Below are 22,719 nucleotides of genomic sequence, written 5' to 3'. Positions count from 1 at the left end.
ATTTTCAACTTTCTTCATGGTCAGTGTGTCATTAATCAACTTTAGTAAATTTTATGGTTGCAATACCTGATTTAATCAGTAATGAACCGTCTTTATCGATGATGTAGGCCTGATCGCCTTCTTGTGTTTGCATGATTAAAATTTTTCTGTCGCCTTGTTCTTTGACGTAGATTTTTTCGACTTCTATTTTTTGACCATTTGATTCAATGTAATCAGTGCCGATGTACATTGTTGTTTTAGGCATCATGCTATTTAAGCTGCCTAATCCGGTAGCCTCGATGCTTGATTCATATTGACCTTCATAGCCATGTCCCCCGCAAGCTGCGAGTAAAAGTGATAAACCTGCAACGATAAAAGATTTTTTCAGCATAAATTTTCCTTTGCGAACTCAAATATAAATCATCTAGAGGGTGTAAAAGCCGATGTCAGACGATGCGAGCAGATAAAAATACCTAGAAAAGGTGCCGTTTGCTACAGACGTCGTTTTTAAAAAAAACCACAATTGTTTTTATCAAATTTTGAGTTAGATAATGATTTCATTGCAAAGTGAGCGATGTTCGACAGTATTTGAAGAATTACAGTTGCGGCATGGCCAAACTCATTTGACTAAAAAAGTCCTATAAATGATTTATATGAGGGGTATTACCGTTTTAGTTTTTTGGAGCCTGTAAATTATTTTCAGGCTCCATCGGTCAAGTTTATAGTGTAATAGTTTGGAATTCTTTTGATGTCAAAATATCATTCAGCCCTATGGTGACTAAAGCTTTGTCATCAAATTCAGCAAGTCGAATTATTTTATAAGCGGCTTTTTGATTAATTTTTCTCTCTGGACGTGCAATTAATAAATTAAATTTTTCACTATTATCAAGCTTAAATCGCCCATCCGCGCTAACAGTAGACACATAATCTAGCTGATTTAAAAGAATATTATTGTAGTGAAACTCCGAATACAAATTCAAAGTACGCATATGTTCAAAAGCAACTTCGTTAGCTATTTTTTCATCACTAGGAATTATCACTCTATCCACTGCGTCTTGAGCCCATTTCACTTTGGTTTCAAGGCTTTCTAGCATTCTTCTGTCATTACGTTGGTATCTGTTATGTAAATCAGCTATCTGAGGATGGTCTTGGTAATACGAGTTGGATTGTTTTATTAACTGATTTCCGTCTCGCAAATACGATTGAGCTTTATTTAAGGCAAGTTTAATTGCGTTAATTTGAGGTTCTTTAAGTTTCTGGTTTTGTGCATTATCAGACGCATAACTAGAAGGGAATGTAATTTTTGTGCAAACCAATTCTGATTTATCGTCTGTTATACGTGCATCTGAATAATAAATAGCATTTGGTTTATTTCCTGCATTTCTATCTAAATCGCGACACGTTTTATCTTTTAATGCCTCTGTGAAATTATACGAATACGTATTATAAAATCTGTCATTGCCTAATCTTTTACTTATGTTTCCAGTCGAGTCAACTCCTACATCAGCCAGACTTTTAATGGCTTCTGTTTTTGCCAATTGAAACGCATCATTTAACGCTACTCTTTGAGATTTAAATGACTCAATATCAGATCTCCCCTTTTCAAAGGCAGCAAAAGACTCATTGTAAGTGGGAAGAAATGAATCTTTTTCAGCTTTACTCGCTGCTAGCTGTGCTAATTCGTTATCAAGTTGTGCTTGATAGGTCGCTTTCAGTTTTGCTTTAGCCTCTACTAGGTTAAAAGGCTTTACGTCATCGACTAAATCAACAAGATCCATTTCATCAATTAAATCGTCAACGGCTTCAACGAAGGCTTCTGCATCACTTAAATCCTTAGTGCCCGTGACTTCTTCCATTCTTTGTTTGAAGTCTGCTTTAGCTTCAGCCCAATCCTCGATTGCCGATGAATCGAGTGTATAAATATCGACTTTACTCGAGCCTAAATAACGCATTGATGAATCATCTATCTTGCCAATATCAGGGCCTTGAGTACAACCTTGGGCTATAAAAATTGCAGCGACTACAGTAGAAAATTTAAAGATATTTGTCATCTAATTAACCCTTTTGCATAATTTGTTTATCAAATCACAACCTTTAACTAACTACTTAATTTTATGTCAAATAATGAGTATTAAAGGTCATGCTAAACCAACATAGCTAACGAAAATACCTTGGTGTTAAGTCTGTTGCTACAGACGTATTTTTGAAAAAAAACCACAATTTTTTTTAATACATACAGGAGAAACTTGATATGCCATACCAATGACGTTTAAATAATCCTGTGTCACATTGTTCAAAAGTAATGAGATATCGCCTTTATTAGGCAATAAAGATCTTTTCCCTCAATTATTTTTTAGGCAGAGAAATCTGTCTTTATTTGATTAATACTTACTGTACTTCTATATATCATCACACTGTGATGGGTTTAGCTTGATTGTGACTTCAATTTTGTACATTAGTGTGTTTACAATTGCTTTTAGCATGCTTGAAGAACCATTCCTGTGTGGTCAAACTAACGGTGCTACTACAGCGATTATGATTTATAAACAAGTACCCTTTCTAATTTGAATTACTAAATAGACAGTAATTTATTAAGATTCATGACAGAAAGTCCCTGTATGGCATTCAAAGTCAATTCTCAATTTACCTTGATTTAAACGACAAGAAGATGTCAATACTGTGCCGTCTATTGGCAAACCATTGAATGACAATAGGCTGTGGCTTGTACTTTGCTTTTCTCACATGCGCAGCATGTAGCTTTTGGGTTCAAAGGGGTTTCCCCTTGCCCGAGCTTGTATCCGATCTTTTTGGAACAAAAAGTGGGATACAAGCGTACCGGGTTACGTACTAGTCCCACATAATTGTGGGCTGTTTTTTGCTTCGCACTCACCGACTGCGAGCCATTTTCAACAGCCTAATCTCTCGCTCTCTGCTGTAGCGAAATAATGACAGCTTTGGCAGTGTTTGTGCCTCAACTGGCACTGTTACTGCCAATTGAAACAGATTGTTAATTTAGGTTTAAAGTTTATTTATTAACCACACCCGATCATCAAATTTGATAGTCAATTTTCTCAATATCCTTAAGCAATGCAGCAACGTTTATATCTTTGCCGTAACGACTGAAAGTGATGTTGGGATTAGCGTGACCGACGATTTGCGCCACGATATGCTCGCTGATATCAAGTTGCTTCATTTCATCGATAAACGTGTGTCTGAAGCCATATGACGTGGGGCGCAGGTTCGCTTGCATGCCTATCTCGGTTTGAAGCTTGGCGAGCTGTTTGCAGTAAGTTTTTGACCAATCTTCAATGATGCCGACAGGTTTATAGTCAAACAGCTGGGTATGTGTTGATTTTCTTTGCTCAACAAACGCAATAAAGCCAAGCTCAAGCAAGCGCTGATGTATTGGCACATAACGTTTGTCATTGAGGTTCTTTAATCGTTGTACAGCACCACTGTCATCAACGCTAATGCAGTGTACGCCATCGATTAATTTGATATCTCCAGGTTTGAGCTGGCAAGCTTCTGAAGGCCTTAAACCACCATAAAGCATTAATCGGGTGACCCATTTGAAATCGGTTGTTGAAGCCTTGAATGATGAGCTGCGAAGTAGTCGTTTAAGTTCAATGTGCGTCCAGCGGTCTCTAGCTTGATTCGGTTTAGCTTTTGGTTTTTGTCCGACTGTAACGCTTTCAAAGGGGTTGCTGGTGCAGTAAGTCATTAATTGGCCCCACTTAAAGAACTGAAATATGGCAGCTAAGTACTCTTTATTGCTTTTGTAGCTTCGGCCTTGAGTTAGTAACTCATCGCGATAGGTCATCGCATCAGCACTGGTGATGTCATGCACACATTTATCATCAGTTTTAAGCTTGGTTTTAAGAGTGTATTTTGATGATACAGTATCAATAAAATGCCGAGTACGCTGCTCAAGCTGCTGAATAGAGAGAGGCCTAATGGCTGATTTTTGTTTTGAGATAATAAATGCGCTTAATGCTTCGTTTAACCCAGTAACAGGCTTTGCTTGCGCGACAGCCGTGGTTTCACGGTGTTCTGACAACTTAGTGTCCCTAATAGGGATAGCATGAGATTTAGGCGTGATATTGAACGTGATATCAGAATCAGCTGCATCAAACTGAGATCTGAGATGGTTAATGACCTCATCAACGTAGCGAATAAAATCATTAATACGGGTTTGATGGTCAATAGACCTGATGATTTTTTTGAGTGCTCCGGCAACATCGATGTTACGGATGACCGCTTCAGCTCTGTCGCGAGTCAGTAAGGAGACTTTTACGTCAAAAGGGAAGCCCTTGTCGCGTAAATATTTGGCTAAACAGATACGTGTGAAGTATACGTTGTTGGGTGCTCTGCTCATGTAAAAAATGGATACATTGTCTGAGTCAATCCTTATGGAGAGCCCCTCAAACGCCAAAAACAAAAAAAGCCGTTGATAATCAACGGCTTTTCTCGTATTTAATGTGGCGGAGGGATAGGGATTTGAACCCTAGAACGGGATAAACCGTTGCCGGTTTTCAAGACCGGTGCATTCGACCACTCTGCCATCCCTCCGAACGGCGTGAATAATATAAGTAACTCGTTTGCTTGTAAACCATAAATTTCAAAAAAATGGCTGAATGTTTAGCATTTAATCATCCTGCTATGATTTTATGCATTCGCACTATTAAGGTGTTAAGCGGTAACAGGTTAAATTCGTTAGTGACTTAATCGATTTGGACTGAGAATCAGCTAAGGCTTTTGTGGTGCTTTATGCTAATATCATCAGACTATTTTTCGTTGCTATGGCCCGATTATTACTCTATGAACCCAACGTTATTGCCTAGTGCCAAACTTGCCCCTCAATATCATTTACCAGAAACGGCCACATCGACCTTTTTTCCTAGCCATTTACTGCTAGGACAAGAGCGCGCTGTTGACGCATTTAAATTAATGACCAAAATCGATTCGCAACATTTGTTTCTTGGTGATTTTTCGGGTGTTGATAGACCATTATTTATCAAGGCATTAGTGTCTCAGGCTGATACGCCGTCAAATAACTACTTAGTGGCGACGAAAAAGTTGTCTGACGATGCAGAGATCCAGTTCAAATGGCAAGCTGCAATGCCTGCGCAAAATGTCGGTATTATTGCTAAGCAAGAATCATTGTCGTGTTATTTACAAGGCACACTGCGCCGTGCGGATTTATTAGGCCGAATGATTAAGACAGACAAAGCCAGTGTTTACAAACCGGGGGCTTTGGCAAGTAATCATATGGTTTTTATTTGTTTAGAGTCTATTTGGCAACGTGAAAACCTGTGGGACTTGTTAATGCAAATCCTGCATGACGGTTACTATCGTATCAATAACGAGCTGGCTCCTATACCGGTTAATTGCAAAATTATTTTGGTTGGTTCAGGGCTTGCTTATGGCCAATTACGATCAGAAGACCGCAAATTTAACCGCCACTTCCCTATACTTGCAGAGATGAGCAACGAGGTTGATTTAACTCAGCACCCTGAATCTGCTTATGTGCAATGGCTAAGTGTGTTAGCTAAGGATGAAGCCGCCGAATTAGAACCGTCGAGTTTATTACCGCTGTTTTGGTTTAGCTCTCGTCAAGTTGAGCACCAGCAACGCTTAAGTTTAAACATGCTGGAGATTAAGCAACTCATTGCTCAAGCCAAAGCTTATGCCGGTAAGTCATCTCTTAATGCCGCTGCGATTGCTAAAGCGCTGGAGAAGCTCAAGTTTCGCCATAATAGTTCTGAAGTGTATTCTGCCCAGAGTTTTGACGATAATTTCATAAATCTGCCAACTAAAGGTGCTATGGTAGGGCAAATTAATGGACTGACAGTCATTGATACTGGCGATTACACCTACGGTGAACCCGCTCGTATTACCACGTCAGTGCATTATGGTGACGGTGAAGTTGCAGATATTGAAAGAAAATCTGAATTAGGTGGCAATATTCATACTAAAGGTATGATGATTTTGTCAGCTTGTTTATATCGTATCTTTGGCCGTGATGCGCCGCTGCATTTGAATGCTAACATTGTGTTTGAACAGTCATACCAAGAAATCGACGGTGACAGCGCTTCATTAGCTGAATATTGCTGTTTGATGTCTGCCATTGCTGAGCAACCCATTGTGCAGAGCCTCGCAGTGACGGGAGCATTAGACCAATTTGGTAACGTACAAGCCATTGGCGGCGTAAATGAAAAGATTGAAGGATTTTATACCTTATGCCAACGTCGTGGACTCAGCGGCGAGCAAGGTGTAATTATTCCTAAAGCGAACGTATTACAGCTCAATTTAGAACCCGCTGTGATTGATGCGGTAAACAAAGGCTTATTTCATATCCATGCCATTGAACACTTGGACCAGGCTGTTGAGATTTTAATGCAAATGCCAGCAGGCGTTGCCAATGAAGATAACGACTTTGCAGCAGATACCCTTTATGGTTTGGTACAACAACGGCTGGATAAACTCGCAGGACAAGATGATGATGATATTGAGCTCAACTTTTTTGCTAAATTGTTAGCTAGATTACGGATTATATAGTGATCGGAGTTGTTTAGCTTACACGTGTTCGCTATCTTGTTTGGATTAATAGTTTATAGAGTGGTAAAGAATTAAATGGAAAAAGCTAACAGTTTCACTAAAGAACAACTTATCGCCTGTGGTAACGGTAATCTTTTAGGCCCTAACAGACCTCGCTTACCTGTCGATAACATGTTGATGATTGACCGCATTATTACCATCAATGAAAATGGTGGTGAATTTGGTAAAGGTGAAATTGTTGCCGAACTTGATATCACTCCTGACTTATGGTTTTTTGATTGCCACTTTAAAACAGACCCTGTTATGCCGGGTTGCTTAGGTTTAGATGCTATGTGGCAGTTAGTGGGTTTCTATTTAGGCTGGGAAGGCGCTGAAGGTAAAGGTCGAGCTTTAGGTGTTGGTGAAGTTAAATTTACCGGACAAGTATTGCCAGATGCCAAAAAAGTGACTTACAAACTCAATATTAAACGTAAAATACATCGCAAATTAGTGATGGGCATTGCAGATGCCACGATGGAAGTCGATGGCCGCCAAATTTATTCTGCCACTGATTTAAAAGTCGGTATTTTTAGTGATACTTCGACGTTCTAAACGTATTATTGTGTTTTACCCTATTACAACAATGCCCTCATTTGAGGGCATTTTGTTGGGCATTATTTGTTAAATAAGCCACTGAGTCGACCATCAACGCCTTCTCGCCATCCGCCAAGCCATTGAGACCGTGAGTCAAGATTAGCGTGAGGGCAAACTTCTTTTGAACGCCCTCCTATCCCAGCCTGAAATCCTTTTGAAAAAGCTCTGTCTAAACGATCTCTTTTCTGTCTTTTCATTCATGCGTCCTCTTCCATTTACAGGCTTCTGTTTAACGGGATGAAGCTGAAGCCATAAATATAGAAATAGACGCTTTTTTAACCAAAATCAATTAAAAAAATGACCAATTTATGGATTTCTTATTAAGGTATTGAGATATAAATTAAAAAAATCGAGGAATAATTCCTCGATTTTTTGATTAGTCATTTGTATCTAGCAAACTGATACAAATGTTAACTAGACTCAGCGTTATTTTTTTACTCTGCGACGAAGCCATAACAAAGGTAATGCGAATAACCAGGCAAAGCTTGCTGCGCCTTTACGCTCATAGGCAACGTCTTCAACCGCATCTGATGTTGAGCATGGTTCACCTGCGGTTGCTTTTAATACCACCATACGGGGTAAATAAGAGGTTACAGGCTCACCGTTACCATCTAACTCAAATAGCGGTAAACCATTTTCACCAATAATTAAGTCGCCCGTTGTCGAGTCATATTGGTATTCAGGTTTTAGAATAAACGCAGTACCGACAATAGTGCCGTCTTCGTTAATGCTATTGGCTTCTACAACTGAAATTTCGGTGTTGTAAGTTAATATTTCACCGGTACCGTCTTGAACACTTACGCTATGACGAACCCAGTCACCTTCGGTGTTTCTTTCATAACCTTTTGACTCACAGGTCAATTGATTATTTAAGTTAACGAATTCCGCAGTAGTGCTGTCATACAAGAAAGCCACTTTCGGACGAGGCTTTTCTTTGTCGTATGTCGACTCAATATAACCAACAACCTGGCCTTTATTGTTAATGTCTTTTGGTTTACTGCTTAAATCAGACAATGACGTTTGGAAATCATTTGGCGTTGTGATGCCCTCTTCTGGATTATTAGTATCCAGCATAAAGAACTTACTACGCAAATAACCACTAATGTACTTGCTGTAGCTACCAACTAAAATACCTGAATCGTTGATATCATAAGCAATTGAATAATAAACTTTATCATCCATTTCTACCCAGTTGTACTGGTAGTTGCCATTACTGTCTTTTTTCCAATATGCGGCATCAAAATATAAATCATCGTCATCGCCATTACGATAAACATGTGAACGACCCGCTACATCACCAGCTGAGTTAATCCCTAAACCTTGCGAAGTAAAAATGAGCGTTGAGTCTTCATCAGGAGTTAATCCAAGCGGTAACTCTGTGCTCTGAGCTAAACCATTTTCATCTATGTTATCAAGATCCCAAACCATACCGCGAGTTTGATATTGAATATAGCGCGTACCATTAGTATCTGGGTACTGCCATGCTTGCACACAAATATCAGTAGGGATTGGATTGCTGGCATCGGTATCTTCAGCATCTTCAATACATTTATCGATACGAGTCTCACTAGATGAAGCAAGCGCTGTACTGCCATAACCTACCACTAGATTATTATTATTTACTCTAGAAGCAAGTGACCAACCACCGACTTCAACTGTAGCGGCATCTACGTCAGCGGTTTGCTCGCGATCGTAAGTGGTAAATGAAGGTAATAACGGGTATTCGACATCATTTTTTACCGCAATACCGCGCATTTCAAATTCACGGTAATAAAAATATTCTTGCGTCGTACTGGTGCCTTCATAATCTAAGGTTAGCTCTGGACCAGTATAAGCACCGACTTTTACGCCATTATTATTAATGCCATAAAAAAAGGTATCGACATCATTTACGATTAACTCATCATCTGAATCTGTTTCTGTGCTAGCAGGATCAAATGTGCCTGCCATGCTAAAGAATTCAGGAACCCAAGAGCCCACTGAAGCATTATCGCTTGATATAAAAGTAAAGTTGTTGGCTTCGATTTCAGAGTAAACAGAATACGTGATTGACTCTGCTGCGGTAATACCGTCTTCGATATCAATCACAGAATCATCAACGTCGTCGATGCTTAACTTGTTTTTGCCTTTCGAAATACCAACAAGTTCATCTTCATCATTAACGGCCATGGCATAGCCATTTCGTGTGCCATCTAATGTGCCATTTAAATCGTAATCTTCGATGTTAACAATTTCATATACAGAGGCGGCTTGAGCCGAACCGATAACACTTAATACGCCTATTGCAACTAATGACAAGGCTTTATCAAACTTTAACTTCATGTAACCATTCCTGTTTTATTATGCTTTACTTCAGTGACTCAAGTTCTTCCCAGCGTTGGAAGCACAGCTCTAAATTTTGTTCTTTCTCTGCTAATGTTTGCAGAGCCTTGTTAACCGTGTCAGCTGGTTGATTATAAAAATCAGCACTGCTTACAGTTTGTTGTAATACTTCTATGTCTTGCTCAAGCTGTTCCATTTGACTTGGAAGTGCTTCTAGCTCTTTTTGTAATTTATAAGAGAGCTTTTTAGCTGACTTTTCAGGTGCTGCTGTAGGCTTTGTTTCAACAACAGGTGTTGGTTGGACAACAGTTGTTGCGACAGGTTCCTCAGAATAAAATTTTGCCCCCTGAGAAATTGCATCTTGGTAGCCACCAACATATTCAGCCCAGTGTCCATTACCAGCAAACCACCAGCTACTGGTGACGGTATTGTCGATAAATGCTCTGTCGTGGCTCACTATCAATAACGTACCTTCAAAATCTGCAAGCAAAGACTCTAGCAATTCTAAAGTCTCAATATCAAGATCGTTTGTTGGTTCATCGAGAATAATAAGGTTTGCTGGGCGTAGTAACAACCGCGCCAATAACAAACGGTTCTTTTCGCCACCAGACAGTGCTTTAACTGGCGTACGTGCACGCATTGGAGAAAATAAGAAATCTTGTAAGTAACTTAAAATATGGCGGTCTTGGCCATTAATCGTAACGGTACTTTTACCTTCGCCAACGTTTTCTTCAACGGTTTTTTCAGGATCAAGAGCTTCGCGATACTGATCGAAATAAGCCACTTCTAGCTTGGTACCGACTTTAATTTCGCCCGATTGAGGTTGTAGCTTTTCAATCAATAACTTAATTAATGTTGATTTACCACAGCCATTAGGGCCAATTAATGCAATTCGGTCACCGCGCATCACGGTAGTGCTGAAGTTTTTAACTAAATTTTTATCGGGTAAATTGTAGTTAACGTCTTTAACATCAAACACTAACTTGCCAGAACGCTCTGTGTCAGACACAGCCATTTTGGCATTACCTTGACGATTCAGTCGCTCTCCACGCTCAGCGCGTAATGCTTTTAACGCTCGAACGCGGCCTTCGTTACGAGTACGACGCGCTTTAACACCTTGGCGGATCCACACTTCTTCGTCTGCTAATTTCTTATCGAAATGGGCATTTTTCTCCGCTTCAACACGAAGCCATTCTTGCTTACCATCTAAATAGGCCTGGTAATTACCTGGGAATGAAATCACTACACCGCGGTCTAAATCTACAATTCTGGTTGCCATGCGTTGAATAAAGCCACGGTCGTGACTTACAAATACAATGGCGCCTTTAAAGCTTAATAAAAACTGCTCTAACCACTCGATGGTATCAATGTCTAAGTGGTTGGTCGGTTCGTCGAGTAACAACAAATCAGGGTTTACAACCAAGGCTCGTGCCAAGGCGACTTTACGCTGCCAACCACCTGATAGTTCATTCAGTGGTTTGTCAGGATCTAAACCCAATAATTGACAGTTTTGAATAATACGTGAGTCAAGTTGCCAACCATTGTTATGGTCTAACACCTCTTGGATACGCTGCATTTCATTTAGCATGCGTTCCATATCATCAGGATTTGCGTCTGCTACGTCGTGCGATAATTGATGATACTTCTCTAACGCTTCACCAATGTCTTTTAATGCTGCTGCAATATAAGAATATACCGAGCCAGTTTCGGCTTTAGGCGGGTCTTGTTGTAGGCGACTGACATTGACGTCGTTAGCGATATTAAACTCGCCTTCGTCAAGCAGTACGTCTTTTGATAACACTTTCATTAAAGTGGATTTGCCTGTGCCGTTTCGGCCAACGATACACACTCGCTCGCCAGGCTCAATGGTAAAATCTGCATTTTGCAGTAAAGGAGTATAACCGTAGGCTAACGAGCCATTATTTATCCGAACCAGACTCAATCTAAACTCCTATAAACTCTTGTAATTGTTCGCCATCAAAAGGCCAAAATAATTCACGCTTACCCTGTGCTAGCACAGGTATGCTTATGCCATAACGCTCAGCTAACGCGGCGTCATCACAAATATCAATGTGTTGAAAATCAATGTCAGTTTGTTCAACGAGTGCCAAAGCAATATCACACAGATGGCAGCCATCTGTGTGATATAAAATGTAGGGCAAAGCACTACTTGGCATGCGTGAGTAACCAAACATTATGAATATGTGGGTTGCGCTTATAATCTAACGGTAAACATAAATTATCGATATTTGTCACGTTAATGCCAGCTTGGTTTAACGCTTCAATATCCATCTTAAATTTACGTTTGTTATTAGAGAAAATAAGCTCACCCGTTGGAGACAATAGCTTAATCAATCCGCCTAACATTTCGGCGTGATCACGCTGTACATCCCAGCTGTCTTCCATGCGTTTTGAATTTGAAAACGTGGGAGGGTCAATAAAAATCAAATCAAATTGCTGATGGCTATTGTCTTTTATCCACTGCAAACAATCCGCCTGGATAAAGTCGTATTTAGCCCCAGATAAACCATTTAGCGCAAAGTTTTCTTTCGCCCAGTTGATATAGGTGTTTGACATATCAATGGTGGTGACTGTTTTAGCGCCGCCAATAGCCGCATGCACAGAAGCTGAACCAGTATAAGCAAATAAGTTAAGTACGCGTTTGCCTTTAGATTTGTCCCCCACCAATTTACGAGTTACTCGGTGATCTAAAAACAAGCCTGTGTCGAGGTAACCCGTAAGGTTAAGTTTAAATCTTGCACCATATTCTTCGGTGATAACTTCAACTTTACGCTCATCTAATTTTTGATACTGACTCGCGCCTTTTTGACGTTCGCGCGTTTTTAATGTCACGCGATCGGGATGAATACCTAAGGCACTTGGTAGTGCTAACAGTACATCACTAATACGACGCTTTGTCACAGCTTCTGGAATGGTTGCCGGAGCTGAGTATTCTTGAATAACGACATAATCAAGGTATTTATCAATGGCGACATTGTATTCAGGCAAATCGGCATCGTATAAACGGTAGCTGTCGACACGCTCTTTTTTAGCCCACTTTTCAAGCTGCTTAACATTCTTTTTAATGCGGTTAACAAATGCTGGCGCAATATCGATAAGATCGACACCGTCGGGAAGAGCAACCGCTTCACGACGCGTGCTATTAGCATGCAAAGTATAAATGTTAAATGCACACTCTAATGCACCATTGAACATTTTCATTTGTTTATCGGCTTTAAGCTTGAGCGATGATATTAACTCTATATCGCTACACAGCATGGCAATTTTCCAACCACCGAACTCTTTTTTCAACTTGTCACCAAGCTGGTAGTAAAGTTGTAGTAGTTCAGTGACATTACCTAAACGCTCACCGTATGGAGGGTTAGAGATTAAAAAGCCTTCGCTTACTGGTGGCGTAACGTCTAATGCGTCAGAAACAGTAAATTCAATAAACTCTGCTACACCCGCATTTTCAGCATTACGTTTGGCAATTGAAATGAGGTGCGCTTCAATATCAGAGCCGTAAAACTTAATTTTACAACGTGTCTTACCTAAAGTGGCACGAGCCTGAGCTTCGTCAAAAATGGTTTGCCACATCGCTTTGTTGTGACTTTGCCAATTTTCAAAACCAAATTTTTCACGTTTCAAACCTGGTGCAATATCGGCGGCCATTAAAGCGGCTTCAATCAATACCGTACCGCTACCACAAAATGGGTCAAGGATAGTCGTTTGATTTGCTTGCCAACCACTGCGCACCAACATATTGGCTGCCAGGTTTTCTTTTAACGGGGCTTCGCCTGTTGTTGAACGGTAACCACGTTGATGTAACGATGCACCCGAAAAGTTCATCGAAATGGTAACTTGGCCATTGCGGAAATGAGCATCGATTTTAAAATCGGGATTAACGCGCTCAACATCTGGGCGAGGTGTACCATCATCACGAAAACGGTCAACAACCGCATCTTTGATTTTTAGCGCACCAAATTGAGTATTATTGATAAAACCACCGGTACCATGGAAATCGATACTGAAGGTTTTTTTATATGAGAAGTGCGATGGCCAATCGATACAATACGCAGCGTTATAAAGTTGCTCGGCAGATTCACAAGCTCCTTTATAAATAACTAATACGATACGGCTCGCTAGGCGGGTCCATAGGGTGATCCGATATGCCAGTTCAAGCGGCGCAGAAAAGTACACACCGGCAACGCTTTCTTTAACATCGGTAGCGCCAAAATCTTTCAATTCAGAGGCTAGGCTATATTCAAAACCCTTAGGGGCTGCAGCAAAAAAATTAAACATGTATTAGTCAGTCATCGTTACACAAAATTCAGTGCAACATTATACCTGCTCAAACACATATCCCCAACGACTTATCGAAAAGGGGCTATAAATTATCCAATTTGTCCCATTAATGATCAATCTCATTTGATTACAGCACTGCACGCTTAATTAACCAGCAAACAAAAGGAATTATTCCGATTTTACTTGCAAAGACAAATGGGGATCGCTATAGTTCGCTCCGCTTTGAAGCAGACAGGTTTACACGCCAACTGGCATGTAACTCAGAATCAACAAAGCAGCGTTTATCGGACGCGGGATGGAGCAGTTGGTAGCTCGTCGGGCTCATAACCCGAAGGTCGTAGGTTCAAGTCCTGCTCCCGCAACCATTTTCTTTTAACAAGAAAAAAGATAAACGATTAGTAATACATTCTTTATCAATAGAATTAAAACAATTGATAGCGTTTATCGGACGCGGGATGGAGCAGTTGGTAGCTCGTCGGGCTCATAACCCGAAGGTCGTAGGTTCAAGTCCTGCTCCCGCAACCATTTTCTTGTTTAACAAGAATAAAGATAAACGATTAGTAATACATTCTTTGTCAATAGAATTAAAACAATTGATAGCGTTTATCGGACGCGGGATGGAGCAGTTGGTAGCTCGTCGGGCTCATAACCCGAAGGTCGTAGGTTCAAGTCCTGCTCCCGCAACCAATTCTTTAGTCAATAGAATTAAAATAATTGATAGCGTTTATCGGACGCGGAATAGCACAATTGATAGCTCGTCGGGCTCAGCTTTTTATAAACAAGAGTCGAAGGTCGTAGCTTTTCTATCAAGTCCTGCTCCCGCAACCATTTTTTTGTTCAACAAGAATATAGATAAACGTAATCAAAATCAGTCGCGGGATGGAGCAGTTGGTAGCTCGTCGGGCTCATAACCCGAAGGTCGTAGGTTCAAGTCCTGCTCCCGCAACCATTTTGAAAAATATTGTCTCTCCTATATCCAATCCAAATCTTCATATTCAATGTAAATTAAACACCAAATTTTAATGAAATCTTATTGTGAATAAAGCAGTTGGTAGCTCGTCGGGCTCAGCTTTTCATAAACAATCATCGAAGGTCGTAGGTTCAAGTCCTGCTCCCGCAACCATTTTGAAAAATATTGTCTCTCCTATATCTAATCCAAATCTTCATATTCAATGTAAATTAAACACCAAATTTTAATGAAATCTTATTGTGAATAAAGCAGTTGTTAGCTCGTCGGACTCAGATTTTTATAAACCGCTGTATTTTATAAACAAAAAGCGAAGGTCGTTGCTCTTTCTTTTTATCAAGTCCTGCTCCCGCAACCATTTTCTTGTTCAACAAGAATATAGATAAACGTAATCAAAATCAGTCGCGGGATGGAGCAGTAGGTAGCTAGTCGGGCTCAGCTTTTCATAAACAATCATCGAAGGTCGTAGGGTCAAGTCCTGCTCCCGCAACCATTTTGAAAATTCCTTATACTTAACTCCCTATATTCAATTCAAAATAATTATCAAAACTCCATTATTAAAAATCAATACCAAAGCAGTTGGTAACTCGTCGGACTCAGCTTTTCAGAAACCGCTGTATTTTATAAACAACTCTTTTTTATAAGCCAAAGCTGAAGGTCGTCGCTCTTTCTTTTTATCAAGCCCTGCTTTCGCAACCATTTTCTCTCATCAAAAATCAGCTCCGCGCATACAATTCAGCTACATGAATAAACTCAATTTACGTCAGGAAATGTTCACTCGAGTCTGTTAAGAAAGGTTTCGATACATTGATTTACCCTATCGGGTTGTTCAGCAAAGACCATATGACTGCCCTTCTCTATAATGGCAATTTGCGCGTTGGGGATATGCTGCTGTAAAAATGTGGCATATTTTATCGGTGTCATTTGATCTGCATCGCCCACAATAATTAACGTTGGCACATCAATTAGCGGTAGCTGCTCTATAACATCAAATTGGTCGCACATAGTGAAATCAGTCAGCATGACGTTAACGCCATTATTGATAATTGAAGTATTAATTTGTGATTGTAAAGGCTCGGCAATATTTTGATTTGCTACCAGCAAATAGTCTGGTAATGGCAGTGCCGACTCGGCAAGTGTTGATAGTGATTGTAAAAGCTGAGGCATCACTTTGAGCCGAGCTCCTGCGCCAATTAATACTAACGCCTTTAATTGTATCTTTGCTTTTGCTGAGATAGCGAGCTGCATTGCTATCGCACTGCCTAAAGAATGCCCAACTAATACCACATCATCCAACTGATGTTGCACAATATAATCTGCTAACCATTGTGTTAACTCATCAACATGAGTCAGTGCTTGCCCCTCTGGGTGACCGGGGTAATCAATAGCAATGCTATGTTCAAAAAACTGTTGTTGGTGCTGCCAAACAACATGCGTACAACCCGAGCCATGTAAAAAGAGTAACGTCATATTGATAAGCCTTGTGTGTACTAGTTTTGAGTCGATAATGTCGGAAGTTTCGCTTTCCACCAACTCAGCATTCCACCTTTGAGTTGATAAACATCATTAAAGCCAAACTGCTTAAGTTTTCTAACGGCTGGAATACTTCGATGGGCAGAGAGACAAATAACGATAACTTTCTGGTCTGTATTAAGCTGTAGTTGTTTAACGGAATCTGCAGAAAAATGAGTTATAGGAAGGTTAATAGCCCCTTTGATGTGTGATTTATCCCACTCCAGCGTAGTGCGCACATCTACAATTTGAATATTGTTATTTTCAAGGTGTTGGAAAACGGTATTGGCATCCATTTCTGGCACATGACCAAATGGTAGCCACTGAGATAGTCGACTGATGAGTGACATAGGTAGTTCCTTCACATAACAAGTAGTTAGCTTAAACTACATTATGTTAAGACTTTTATTCAATCTAATAATAGCAATGCCGCTGAAAAAAATGCCGGATGATTTCTCATCCGGCATTTTCAATTTAATATGCTATTGAAGCCACTTACTTCAACCAATGCTTCACTTTGGTCCGGTTATTATTATCACGACTTTGTTTAATCAATTCATCATCCGCTTCGACTTGAGTCATTTTAGCAAGGCGATCATAAAGTAGTACATTGACTGATGCCGCTAAATTCATACAACCTACAGTCGGCACATAAACAACATCGGTAGCCGCATCAATTAATTGCTGCGGAATAGTGCCATCTTCAGGGCCGAAGATATAAAACGCATTATCGGGATGAGTAAATAATGGCAACGGTGTCGCGCCAACTACTAAGTCAACACATACAATAGTTGCACCTTGAGGGACATTTTCAAGTAATGACTCAACACCTACTAATGGAATGCGTTTAGCTGCATCTTTAGTGTCGACATCATATTGTGCATCACCAGACTTAGCCGCTAACTCGTAACGTTTGCCGGTATAACAGACACTGTCGACACGATAACAGCCTGCAGCGCGCATAATCCCACCAACGTTTACCGGCGTTTTAGGGTTGACTAAACCAATAGTCACTTGCGAAGACGGATTTACCATAACACTGTTTATCTATTCCAAGTTTACGCAGCTTGCGCAACGATACGTTGACGCAGTTGTTGCCAGGCAGCTTCTACTAGCGTGTAATCGTCTGCATTTAATTCTTTATCCGCTAACGCTAAACAGGTTAATATTTTTTGATCGAGAGCGGCTAAATCTTGTTCAGCTTCTACTTCTAATTCAGCTAACACAACAGCGATATGACCTTGTAAGTAACCACAAGCAAACAATGCATCATCGTCACTGTTATTTACGCTTTCTTCAATCCAAGACTCTAATGCTGCATCGTACTGTTCTAACATGGTTTAGTTCTCCACTAAATCTGGGTTGGCTACTTGATACATCACGTAATCACGGTAGCCAGTGACTATTTTGTAATAGCCTGTGAGTGCTTTGTCTAATTCAGGGTCGCCACTATCCACAATTAATGGTCGACCTTCAAGTGCTTTAAGCTTAGTTTTTGTGGCTAAGATTAAAATATTGTCTTTTGGGATGCGTTTTATCAGCTCAGGTGACAATTGTTGGTTACCACGCCCCAATATGTGCCCTTGCCCACCAATAAGAGTGATCACCAATTTAACCTTGTCAGCAGGTATCTCTTTGGTGAATTCGAGTAACTGATTCGCGCTGACATCTTGAGCGATTAACGTTTTGTCTTGAATAACATCAACACCGAGTAAGGTGTTGTCTACCCCTAAATCTTCCATCACGGCGGCAACAGTACTGCCTGAGCCCATAATAAATAATTCATCGTCCATTGATTCAATAATATCTGCCGCGATGTCTGCTAACACTAACTCGTCAACTTCTTTACCACCCATTTTCACCGCTTGGATATAGCGAGGCTCTGCGGGTACGGTCATTTCACCAAATCGTTTTGCTCTTACCGTGCCTTGTCTAAATGCAACTTCATCAATGTCCATCACATCGGCCGACATTAAACTGACAAGCTCACCTTTTAACAACAGACTCACCACCAGACCAGAAGCATGTGGTGTAATACCGTAAACCCCCGAGTGAATTTTAACGCCAGCAGGCACGCCTAATACGGGTAACTTATCTTCAACAACAGCATAAATATCTCGTGCAGTGCCATCACCGCCGGCAAACAGCAGCAAATCTAATGGTTGTTCGAGTAAACATGTCACAGCGTGTTGGGTATCTTGCGCGGAGGTGGTATTGTCGCAGCGATAAACTTCACTAGTCGTAAATCCCATTTGGCGGCATAAGTTTGCGCCCATGTCGCCCGAGGCGGTAATGATGTCAATGTTATCTGCAAAAGGTAATATTACTGCTAGCGCTTGCTGCATACGCATTTGAGCTTTAGGTATTGCGCCTTTAGCGATGGCCTCTAATGCCACACCATCTGAGCCTTTTAGGCCAACACTGCCACCTAATCCAGCCAATGGATTGATGATTACCCCTAAGCGAAAACGTTTCACGATAGCTCCTTGCGACTCTTTTTAGATATTAATCTTGTGCTGCATTAGCGACGGCTTCACCATTAATATTTGGGATCATCAGTACCGCAATCATAGATAAAAACGCGCAGCTAGCGGCAAAGACCCAGACCCACATGGTTTGGCTACCATCGCCCCAAATCATGCCACTTATCCAGGTACCTAACGCACCACCCACACCAAAACTGACACTGGCGTATAACGCCTGCCCTGTGCTGCGGTGGCTAACATTAAAATGACGATGAATAAAATGAATGGACGCAGCATGCACTAAACCAAATGTAAACGCGTGTAGCAGTTGGCTAATAATCAACATTAAAACTGAGTCGACACCAAAAGCCAATAACAGCCAGCGCACTGAAGTCAGTAACATACTCACCACCAACAAGACTCGAATACCATATTGGCGAATTAATCGAGATGAATAAAAGAAAATCACAATTTCGGCAAGTACACCTAATGCCACCAACATACCCGCAACGGTTTCTGAATAACCAAATTGCTTTAAGTACAGTACAAAGAAGCCATAAAATGGTCCGACACTCATCTGCAATAGCATCGCAGATAACATAAACCAAATAAGTGAGGCATCGAACGTTAATTTGGGACGGTCAGATTTATTGAGTACGACACTGCGATTAGCCGGTAACGGTAATGAACAGGCAAACAAACCAAGAAATAATATCATGCCCATATAAGGCAGCACTTCAGGGCCCCAATAATCAATGGCAAAACCACCACTTATCACTAACACAATATATCCGACACTGCCCCAGCTACGAATAGCGCCATAACGTTCAGCTTTATCACCTAAGGTTTCTAAGGTGATTACTTCTAATTGCGCCAGAATTGAATTCCAAAAAAAGGTGTAGATAGCCAAGCTAACCGCGAGATATAAAAAGCTGCCATCAAAGAAAAAACTGACGTACGTAATTGCAGCCGCGAACGACCCGAGTTTAATCAGCTCCGCTCGCATTCCAGTTCTGTCAGCAACTGCAGCCCAAATATTAGGTGCGACAATGCGCGTGGCCATTAAAATAGCCAACAAAAAACCAATCTCTTGCGCGTTGAAACCTCGGCTGTCAAAGAAGACCCCTAAATAAGGAACCATGATGCCGAGAATAGAAAAGAAGAAGAAATAGCAGGCGCCGAGCCAGCGTAAATCTGGTTCAGCGCGTTGACTTAAGGACATTAACGCATTCCAATCACAGGAGTTTGACGAACAACATCTTGGTTTTGCGCGCGATGTCTTAATAGATGGTCCATTAATACAATCGCCAGCATGGCTTCCGCAATAGGAACAGCTCGAATACCCACACAAGGATCGTGTCGACCTTTGGTGATCATATCGACCGTGTCACCCTGCACTGTCATACTTTGACCCGGTACGCTAATGCTGGATGTTGGCTTTAACGCAATATGGGCCACTACAGGTTGCCCTGATGAAATACCGCCTAATACACCACCAGCATGATTTGAAGCAAAGCCCTCTGGTGACATTAAGTCACGACCTTCAGAGCCTTTTTGGGTAACCACGCCAAAACCATCACCGATTTCAACACCTTTAACGGCATTAATACCCATAAGCGCATGAGCAATATCAGCATCGAGTCGATCAAATACAGGCTCACCAAGACCCACTGGCACACCTGTGGCCGCTACCGTAATTTTAGCGCCAATTGAGTCACCCGATTTACGTAAACCACGCATGTACTCATCTAATGCTTCTAGCTTGGTAGCATCAGGGAAGAAAAACGCGTTTTGTTCAATTTGGGTTAAATCGATAGTTTCAGCACAAATAGGCCCTAATTGAGCAAGGTAGCCGTGAATCTCAATACCATGCACTTGCTTAAGGTATTTTTTAGCCACTGCACCAGCCGCAACACGCATAGCGGTTTCACGCGCCGATGAGCGTCCACCACCGCGGTAATCACGCATGCCATATTTTTGCTGGTAAGTATAATCAGCATGACCAGGGCGGAAGGTGTCTTTAATGTCTGAATAATCTTGGCTGCGTTGATCGGTATTTTCAATCAATAGACCAATCGAGGTGCCTGTCGTTTTACCTTCAAACACCCCCGATAAAATTTTCACTTCATCCGCTTCACGTCTAGCGGTGGTGTAGCGCGATGTACCTGGACGTCGTCTGTCTAAATCATGTTGCATGTCTTCAACGGTTAATTCGAGTCCTGGTGGACAACCGTCAATAATACAACCCAAGGCAACACCATGGCTTTCACCAAAGGTTGTCACAACAAAATTTTGACCAATACTGTTTCCTGACATGCGCGTTAACTACCTCTATATTTTATTCAATCAACCTTAACTTATTCTCTATTATTCAACATCTTTGTATACAGAGAAAAGTGATTCATTTTCAACTAGCTGATCACGGGTCAATACAAATACGCCGTCACCGCCAAATTCAAAATCAACCCAGGTAAATGGAACATCAGGGAATTGCTCAATTAAATGCACCATTGAGTTACCCACTTCAACGACTAATACGCCATTTTCGGTTAAGTAATCTACCGCATTAGCTAAAATGCGTTTGGTTAAATCTAAACCATCACGCCCTGACGCTAAACCAATCGCTGGCTCGTGGTGATACTCATCTGGCATGTCACCTATATCTTCAGCATCAACATACGGCGGATTTGAAACGATTAAATCGTAATGCGGCCCTTTAGGAATTGCCGAGAACAAATCTGACTGAATAGGGAAAACACGCTCAAGCACATCAAGTGACTCGATGTTAATCTGCGCCACTTCTAATGCATCTTCACTAATATCAAGTGCATCAACTTCGGCATTTTCGAATGCATGAGCACAGGCAATAGCAATACAAGCACTACCCGTACATAAATCCATAATACGATTCACAGGCTTGTTATATAACCACGGACTAAAATGGTTATTAATCATTTCTGCAATCGGTGAGCGAGGCACTAACACACGCTCATCAACATAAAATTCAAGCCCGGCAAAACGCGCTTTGTTGGTTAAATACGGCACCGGTAAACGTTCACGTACACGACGAATAATTAACTCAACAATTTTATGTTTTTCACTGCTAGTCAGGTTACTTAAAATAACTTGCTGACCGATTTCTTCAGGTAAGTGTAAAGCATGAAAAACCAATGCAATGGCTTCGTCCCAAGCATTATCAGTACCGTGGCCATAATAAATATTGGCATCATTAAAACGGCTAACCGCCCAGCGCAACATATCACCTATGGTACTTAACTCAGTGACAGCTTCATCTACAAAGATCTTATCCAAAACACACTCCTAAAAAATTGTTCTGCCGTATTGTAACTGATGTCTATTAAGATGACCTAGAATTCAATACAATACCGCCATGAAAGACGAAAATTACTCAGACACGTCGCTGTTTAGTCAACTGATAGACGGTATCAAACCGCTTAAGCAAGATACCCACCATTTTAAACAGCCAGTCAAACCCAAACAACAATTCGAATTTAAAGAGCGTCAAATCCACGTTGATAGCTATTTTTCGGATACTTATCAGCCGCTGCTGCCGGTCGAAGGCCCTATGCGCTGGATAAATGACAGTGCAGATAAGCTTGAGCTAAAACGCTTAAGGCGAGGTGATTATTCGCCCGACTTATTACTCGACTTGCATGGTTTAAGGCAGTCTGAAGCCAAACTCGAGTTAGCCGCACTTATCCAAGCATGTGTTAAACAAAGCAGTATTTGCTGTTGTGTTATGCACGGTTTCGGTACGGGGATTTTAAAGCAGCAACTGCCTTTGTGGTTAGCGCAGCACCCTAAGGTAAAAGCGTTTCATCAAGCGCCTAGAGAATGGGGCGGCAATGCGGCGTTACTGGTACTGATAGATATAGGTGAACAGCCTCATCGACGTTAACCTTTAACGTGATTAATCCAAAGCGAAATTAAACGACGTCATGTGCAAGCGATAAAAGC

19 protein-coding genes and 6 tRNA genes are annotated in these 22,719 nt (G+C 41.1%); 8 read left to right on the top strand and 17 right to left on the bottom strand.

Annotated features, from left to right (window positions below):
• Positions 1–31 precede the first annotated feature (31 nt).
• The 4 genes from AC19MX_RS18805 to AC19MX_RS18790 all read right to left on the bottom strand — a co-directional run bounded on the left by AC19MX_RS18805 (position 32) and on the right by AC19MX_RS18790 (position 4,548).
• Positions 32–370, bottom strand: coding sequence for a hypothetical protein (locus AC19MX_RS18805; protein ID WP_432401851.1), 339 nt, complete (start codon positions 368–370; stop codon positions 32–34).
• Positions 371–698: 328 nt separating this feature from the next.
• On the bottom strand, positions 699–2,030 hold the full coding sequence (locus AC19MX_RS18800) for a hypothetical protein (protein WP_498299459.1): 1,332 nt from the start codon (positions 2,028–2,030) through the stop codon (positions 699–701).
• A gap of 998 nt (positions 2,031–3,028) precedes the next feature.
• Positions 3,029–4,354, bottom strand: coding sequence for a site-specific integrase (locus AC19MX_RS18795; RefSeq protein ID WP_498299457.1), 1,326 nt, complete (start codon positions 4,352–4,354; stop codon positions 3,029–3,031).
• Between the two features lie 104 nt (positions 4,355–4,458).
• A tRNA-Ser gene (locus AC19MX_RS18790) sits at positions 4,459–4,548 on the bottom strand.
• A gap of 249 nt (positions 4,549–4,797) precedes the next feature.
• On the opposite strand from AC19MX_RS18790, the gene AC19MX_RS18785 reads away from it, so the two are divergent.
• Entirely contained in the window at positions 4,798–6,537 is a 1,740-nt protein-coding gene (locus tag AC19MX_RS18785; protein ID WP_498299470.1) for a S16 family serine protease, read from the top strand.
• Between the two features lie 75 nt (positions 6,538–6,612).
• Positions 6,613–7,128 carry a bifunctional 3-hydroxydecanoyl-ACP dehydratase/trans-2-decenoyl-ACP isomerase gene (gene fabA / locus AC19MX_RS18780; protein ID WP_432401845.1) on the top strand — a complete coding sequence of 172 codons (516 nt, stop codon included), beginning with the start codon at positions 6,613–6,615 and terminating at the stop codon, positions 7,126–7,128.
• A 62-nt stretch (positions 7,129–7,190) separates the two neighbouring features.
• Here the strand turns inward: fabA and rmf are convergent, their stop codons facing one another.
• The 5 genes from rmf to rlmKL all read right to left on the bottom strand — a co-directional run bounded on the left by rmf (position 7,191) and on the right by rlmKL (position 13,794).
• On the bottom strand, positions 7,191–7,367 hold the full coding sequence (rmf, locus tag AC19MX_RS18775) for a ribosome modulation factor (RefSeq protein WP_160053401.1): 177 nt from the start codon (positions 7,365–7,367) through the stop codon (positions 7,191–7,193).
• Between the two features lie 229 nt (positions 7,368–7,596).
• Positions 7,597–9,492: a DUF3466 family protein gene (locus tag AC19MX_RS18770; protein ID WP_432401843.1), complete on the bottom strand. Its 1,896-nt coding sequence runs from the start codon at positions 9,490–9,492 to the stop codon at positions 7,597–7,599.
• Positions 9,493–9,517: 25 nt separating this feature from the next.
• Positions 9,518–11,434, bottom strand: a complete 1,917-nt coding sequence (locus tag AC19MX_RS18765) for an ABC transporter ATP-binding protein (protein ID WP_432401841.1) — start codon at positions 11,432–11,434, stop codon at positions 9,518–9,520.
• A 1-nt stretch (position 11,435) separates the two neighbouring features.
• On the bottom strand, positions 11,436–11,669 hold the full coding sequence (locus AC19MX_RS18760) for a glutaredoxin family protein (protein WP_432401839.1): 234 nt from the start codon (positions 11,667–11,669) through the stop codon (positions 11,436–11,438).
• Positions 11,659–13,794 carry a bifunctional 23S rRNA (guanine(2069)-N(7))-methyltransferase RlmK/23S rRNA (guanine(2445)-N(2))-methyltransferase RlmL gene (rlmKL, locus tag AC19MX_RS18755; RefSeq protein ID WP_498299455.1) on the bottom strand — a complete coding sequence of 712 codons (2,136 nt, stop codon included), beginning with the start codon at positions 13,792–13,794 and terminating at the stop codon, positions 11,659–11,661. Before rlmKL ends, AC19MX_RS18760 begins: the two co-directional genes overlap by 11 nt.
• A 292-nt stretch (positions 13,795–14,086) precedes the next feature.
• Here rlmKL and AC19MX_RS18750 point away from each other — a divergent pair.
• The 5 genes from AC19MX_RS18750 (at position 14,087) to AC19MX_RS18730 (ending at position 15,257) form a co-directional block, all read left to right on the top strand.
• A tRNA-Met gene (locus tag AC19MX_RS18750) sits at positions 14,087–14,162 on the top strand.
• Positions 14,163–14,246: 84 nt separating this feature from the next.
• Positions 14,247–14,322 (top strand) — tRNA-Met (locus AC19MX_RS18745).
• 86 nt (positions 14,323–14,408) lie between these two features.
• A tRNA-Met gene (locus AC19MX_RS18740) sits at positions 14,409–14,484 on the top strand.
• Between the two features lie 186 nt (positions 14,485–14,670).
• Positions 14,671–14,746, top strand: a tRNA-Met gene (locus AC19MX_RS18735).
• A 421-nt stretch (positions 14,747–15,167) separates the two neighbouring features.
• Positions 15,168–15,257, top strand: a tRNA-OTHER gene (locus tag AC19MX_RS18730).
• A 281-nt stretch (positions 15,258–15,538) separates the two neighbouring features.
• Here the strand turns inward: AC19MX_RS18730 and AC19MX_RS18725 are convergent.
• From AC19MX_RS18725 to prmB, 8 genes are all read right to left on the bottom strand, one after another.
• Positions 15,539–16,234, bottom strand: a complete 696-nt coding sequence (locus AC19MX_RS18725) for an alpha/beta fold hydrolase (RefSeq protein WP_498299453.1) — start codon at positions 16,232–16,234, stop codon at positions 15,539–15,541.
• Between the two features lie 20 nt (positions 16,235–16,254).
• Entirely contained in the window at positions 16,255–16,626 is a 372-nt protein-coding gene (locus AC19MX_RS18720) for a rhodanese-like domain-containing protein (protein WP_498299451.1), read from the bottom strand.
• A gap of 145 nt (positions 16,627–16,771) precedes the next feature.
• Positions 16,772–17,311: an RNA methyltransferase gene (locus AC19MX_RS18715; protein WP_432401830.1), complete on the bottom strand. Its 540-nt coding sequence runs from the start codon at positions 17,309–17,311 to the stop codon at positions 16,772–16,774.
• Between the two features lie 23 nt (positions 17,312–17,334).
• Positions 17,335–17,613: a YfcL family protein gene (locus AC19MX_RS18710; protein ID WP_498299449.1), complete on the bottom strand. Its 279-nt coding sequence runs from the start codon at positions 17,611–17,613 to the stop codon at positions 17,335–17,337.
• A gap of 3 nt (positions 17,614–17,616) precedes the next feature.
• Positions 17,617–18,753 carry an ATP-NAD kinase family protein gene (locus tag AC19MX_RS18705; protein WP_498299447.1) on the bottom strand — a complete coding sequence of 379 codons (1,137 nt, stop codon included), beginning with the start codon at positions 18,751–18,753 and terminating at the stop codon, positions 17,617–17,619.
• A 28-nt stretch (positions 18,754–18,781) separates the two neighbouring features.
• Positions 18,782–19,963 (bottom strand): MFS transporter, encoded by a 1,182-nt coding sequence (locus tag AC19MX_RS18700; RefSeq protein WP_498299445.1) that lies wholly within the window; start codon positions 19,961–19,963, stop codon positions 18,782–18,784.
• The gene (gene aroC / locus AC19MX_RS18695; RefSeq protein WP_432401821.1) at positions 19,963–21,057 is read right to left on the bottom strand and encodes a chorismate synthase; all 1,095 of its coding nucleotides are present in this window, start codon (positions 21,055–21,057) and stop codon (positions 19,963–19,965) included. Before aroC ends, AC19MX_RS18700 begins: the two co-directional genes overlap by 1 nt.
• A 51-nt stretch (positions 21,058–21,108) precedes the next feature.
• Positions 21,109–22,053: a 50S ribosomal protein L3 N(5)-glutamine methyltransferase gene (prmB, locus tag AC19MX_RS18690; RefSeq protein ID WP_498299443.1), complete on the bottom strand. Its 945-nt coding sequence runs from the start codon at positions 22,051–22,053 to the stop codon at positions 21,109–21,111.
• A 79-nt stretch (positions 22,054–22,132) separates the two neighbouring features.
• Here prmB and smrB point away from each other — a divergent pair, with 79 nt between their 5' ends.
• Complete coding sequence (gene smrB / locus AC19MX_RS18685) at positions 22,133–22,660, top strand: endonuclease SmrB (RefSeq protein WP_498299441.1); 528 nt, start codon at positions 22,133–22,135, stop codon at positions 22,658–22,660.
• Positions 22,661–22,719: the final 59 nt, after the last annotated feature.

The organism is Shewanella sp. MF05956, from assembly GCF_059758055.1.
The sequence above is the reverse complement of the archived record's forward strand: the minus strand, read 5'-3'. Positions and strand labels throughout refer to the sequence as shown.

Coding starts and splice junctions, on each gene's coding strand:
- AC19MX_RS18805 (WP_432401851.1), bottom strand. CDS start 370: ATGCTGAAAAAATCTTTTATCGTTGCAGGTTTATCACTTTTACTCGCA.
- AC19MX_RS18800 (WP_498299459.1), bottom strand. CDS start 2,030: ATGACAAATATCTTTAAATTTTCTACTGTAGTCGCTGCAATTTTTATA.
- AC19MX_RS18795 (WP_498299457.1), bottom strand. CDS start 4,354: ATGAGCAGAGCACCCAACAACGTATACTTCACACGTATCTGTTTAGCC.
- AC19MX_RS18785 (WP_498299470.1), top strand. CDS start 4,798: ATGAACCCAACGTTATTGCCTAGTGCCAAACTTGCCCCTCAATATCAT.
- fabA (WP_432401845.1), top strand. CDS start 6,613: ATGGAAAAAGCTAACAGTTTCACTAAAGAACAACTTATCGCCTGTGGT.
- rmf (WP_160053401.1), bottom strand. CDS start 7,367: ATGAAAAGACAGAAAAGAGATCGTTTAGACAGAGCTTTTTCAAAAGGA.
- AC19MX_RS18770 (WP_432401843.1), bottom strand. CDS start 9,492: ATGAAGTTAAAGTTTGATAAAGCCTTGTCATTAGTTGCAATAGGCGTA.
- AC19MX_RS18760 (WP_432401839.1), bottom strand. CDS start 11,669: ATGCCAAGTAGTGCTTTGCCCTACATTTTATATCACACAGATGGCTGC.
- rlmKL (WP_498299455.1), bottom strand. CDS start 13,794: ATGTTTAATTTTTTTGCTGCAGCCCCTAAGGGTTTTGAATATAGCCTA.
- AC19MX_RS18725 (WP_498299453.1), bottom strand. CDS start 16,234: ATGACGTTACTCTTTTTACATGGCTCGGGTTGTACGCATGTTGTTTGG.
- AC19MX_RS18720 (WP_498299451.1), bottom strand. CDS start 16,626: ATGTCACTCATCAGTCGACTATCTCAGTGGCTACCATTTGGTCATGTG.
- AC19MX_RS18715 (WP_432401830.1), bottom strand. CDS start 17,311: ATGGTAAATCCGTCTTCGCAAGTGACTATTGGTTTAGTCAACCCTAAA.
- AC19MX_RS18710 (WP_498299449.1), bottom strand. CDS start 17,613: ATGTTAGAACAGTACGATGCAGCATTAGAGTCTTGGATTGAAGAAAGC.
- AC19MX_RS18700 (WP_498299445.1), bottom strand. CDS start 19,963: ATGTCCTTAAGTCAACGCGCTGAACCAGATTTACGCTGGCTCGGCGCC.
- aroC (WP_432401821.1), bottom strand. CDS start 21,057: ATGTCAGGAAACAGTATTGGTCAAAATTTTGTTGTGACAACCTTTGGT.
- smrB (WP_498299441.1), top strand. CDS start 22,133: ATGAAAGACGAAAATTACTCAGACACGTCGCTGTTTAGTCAACTGATA.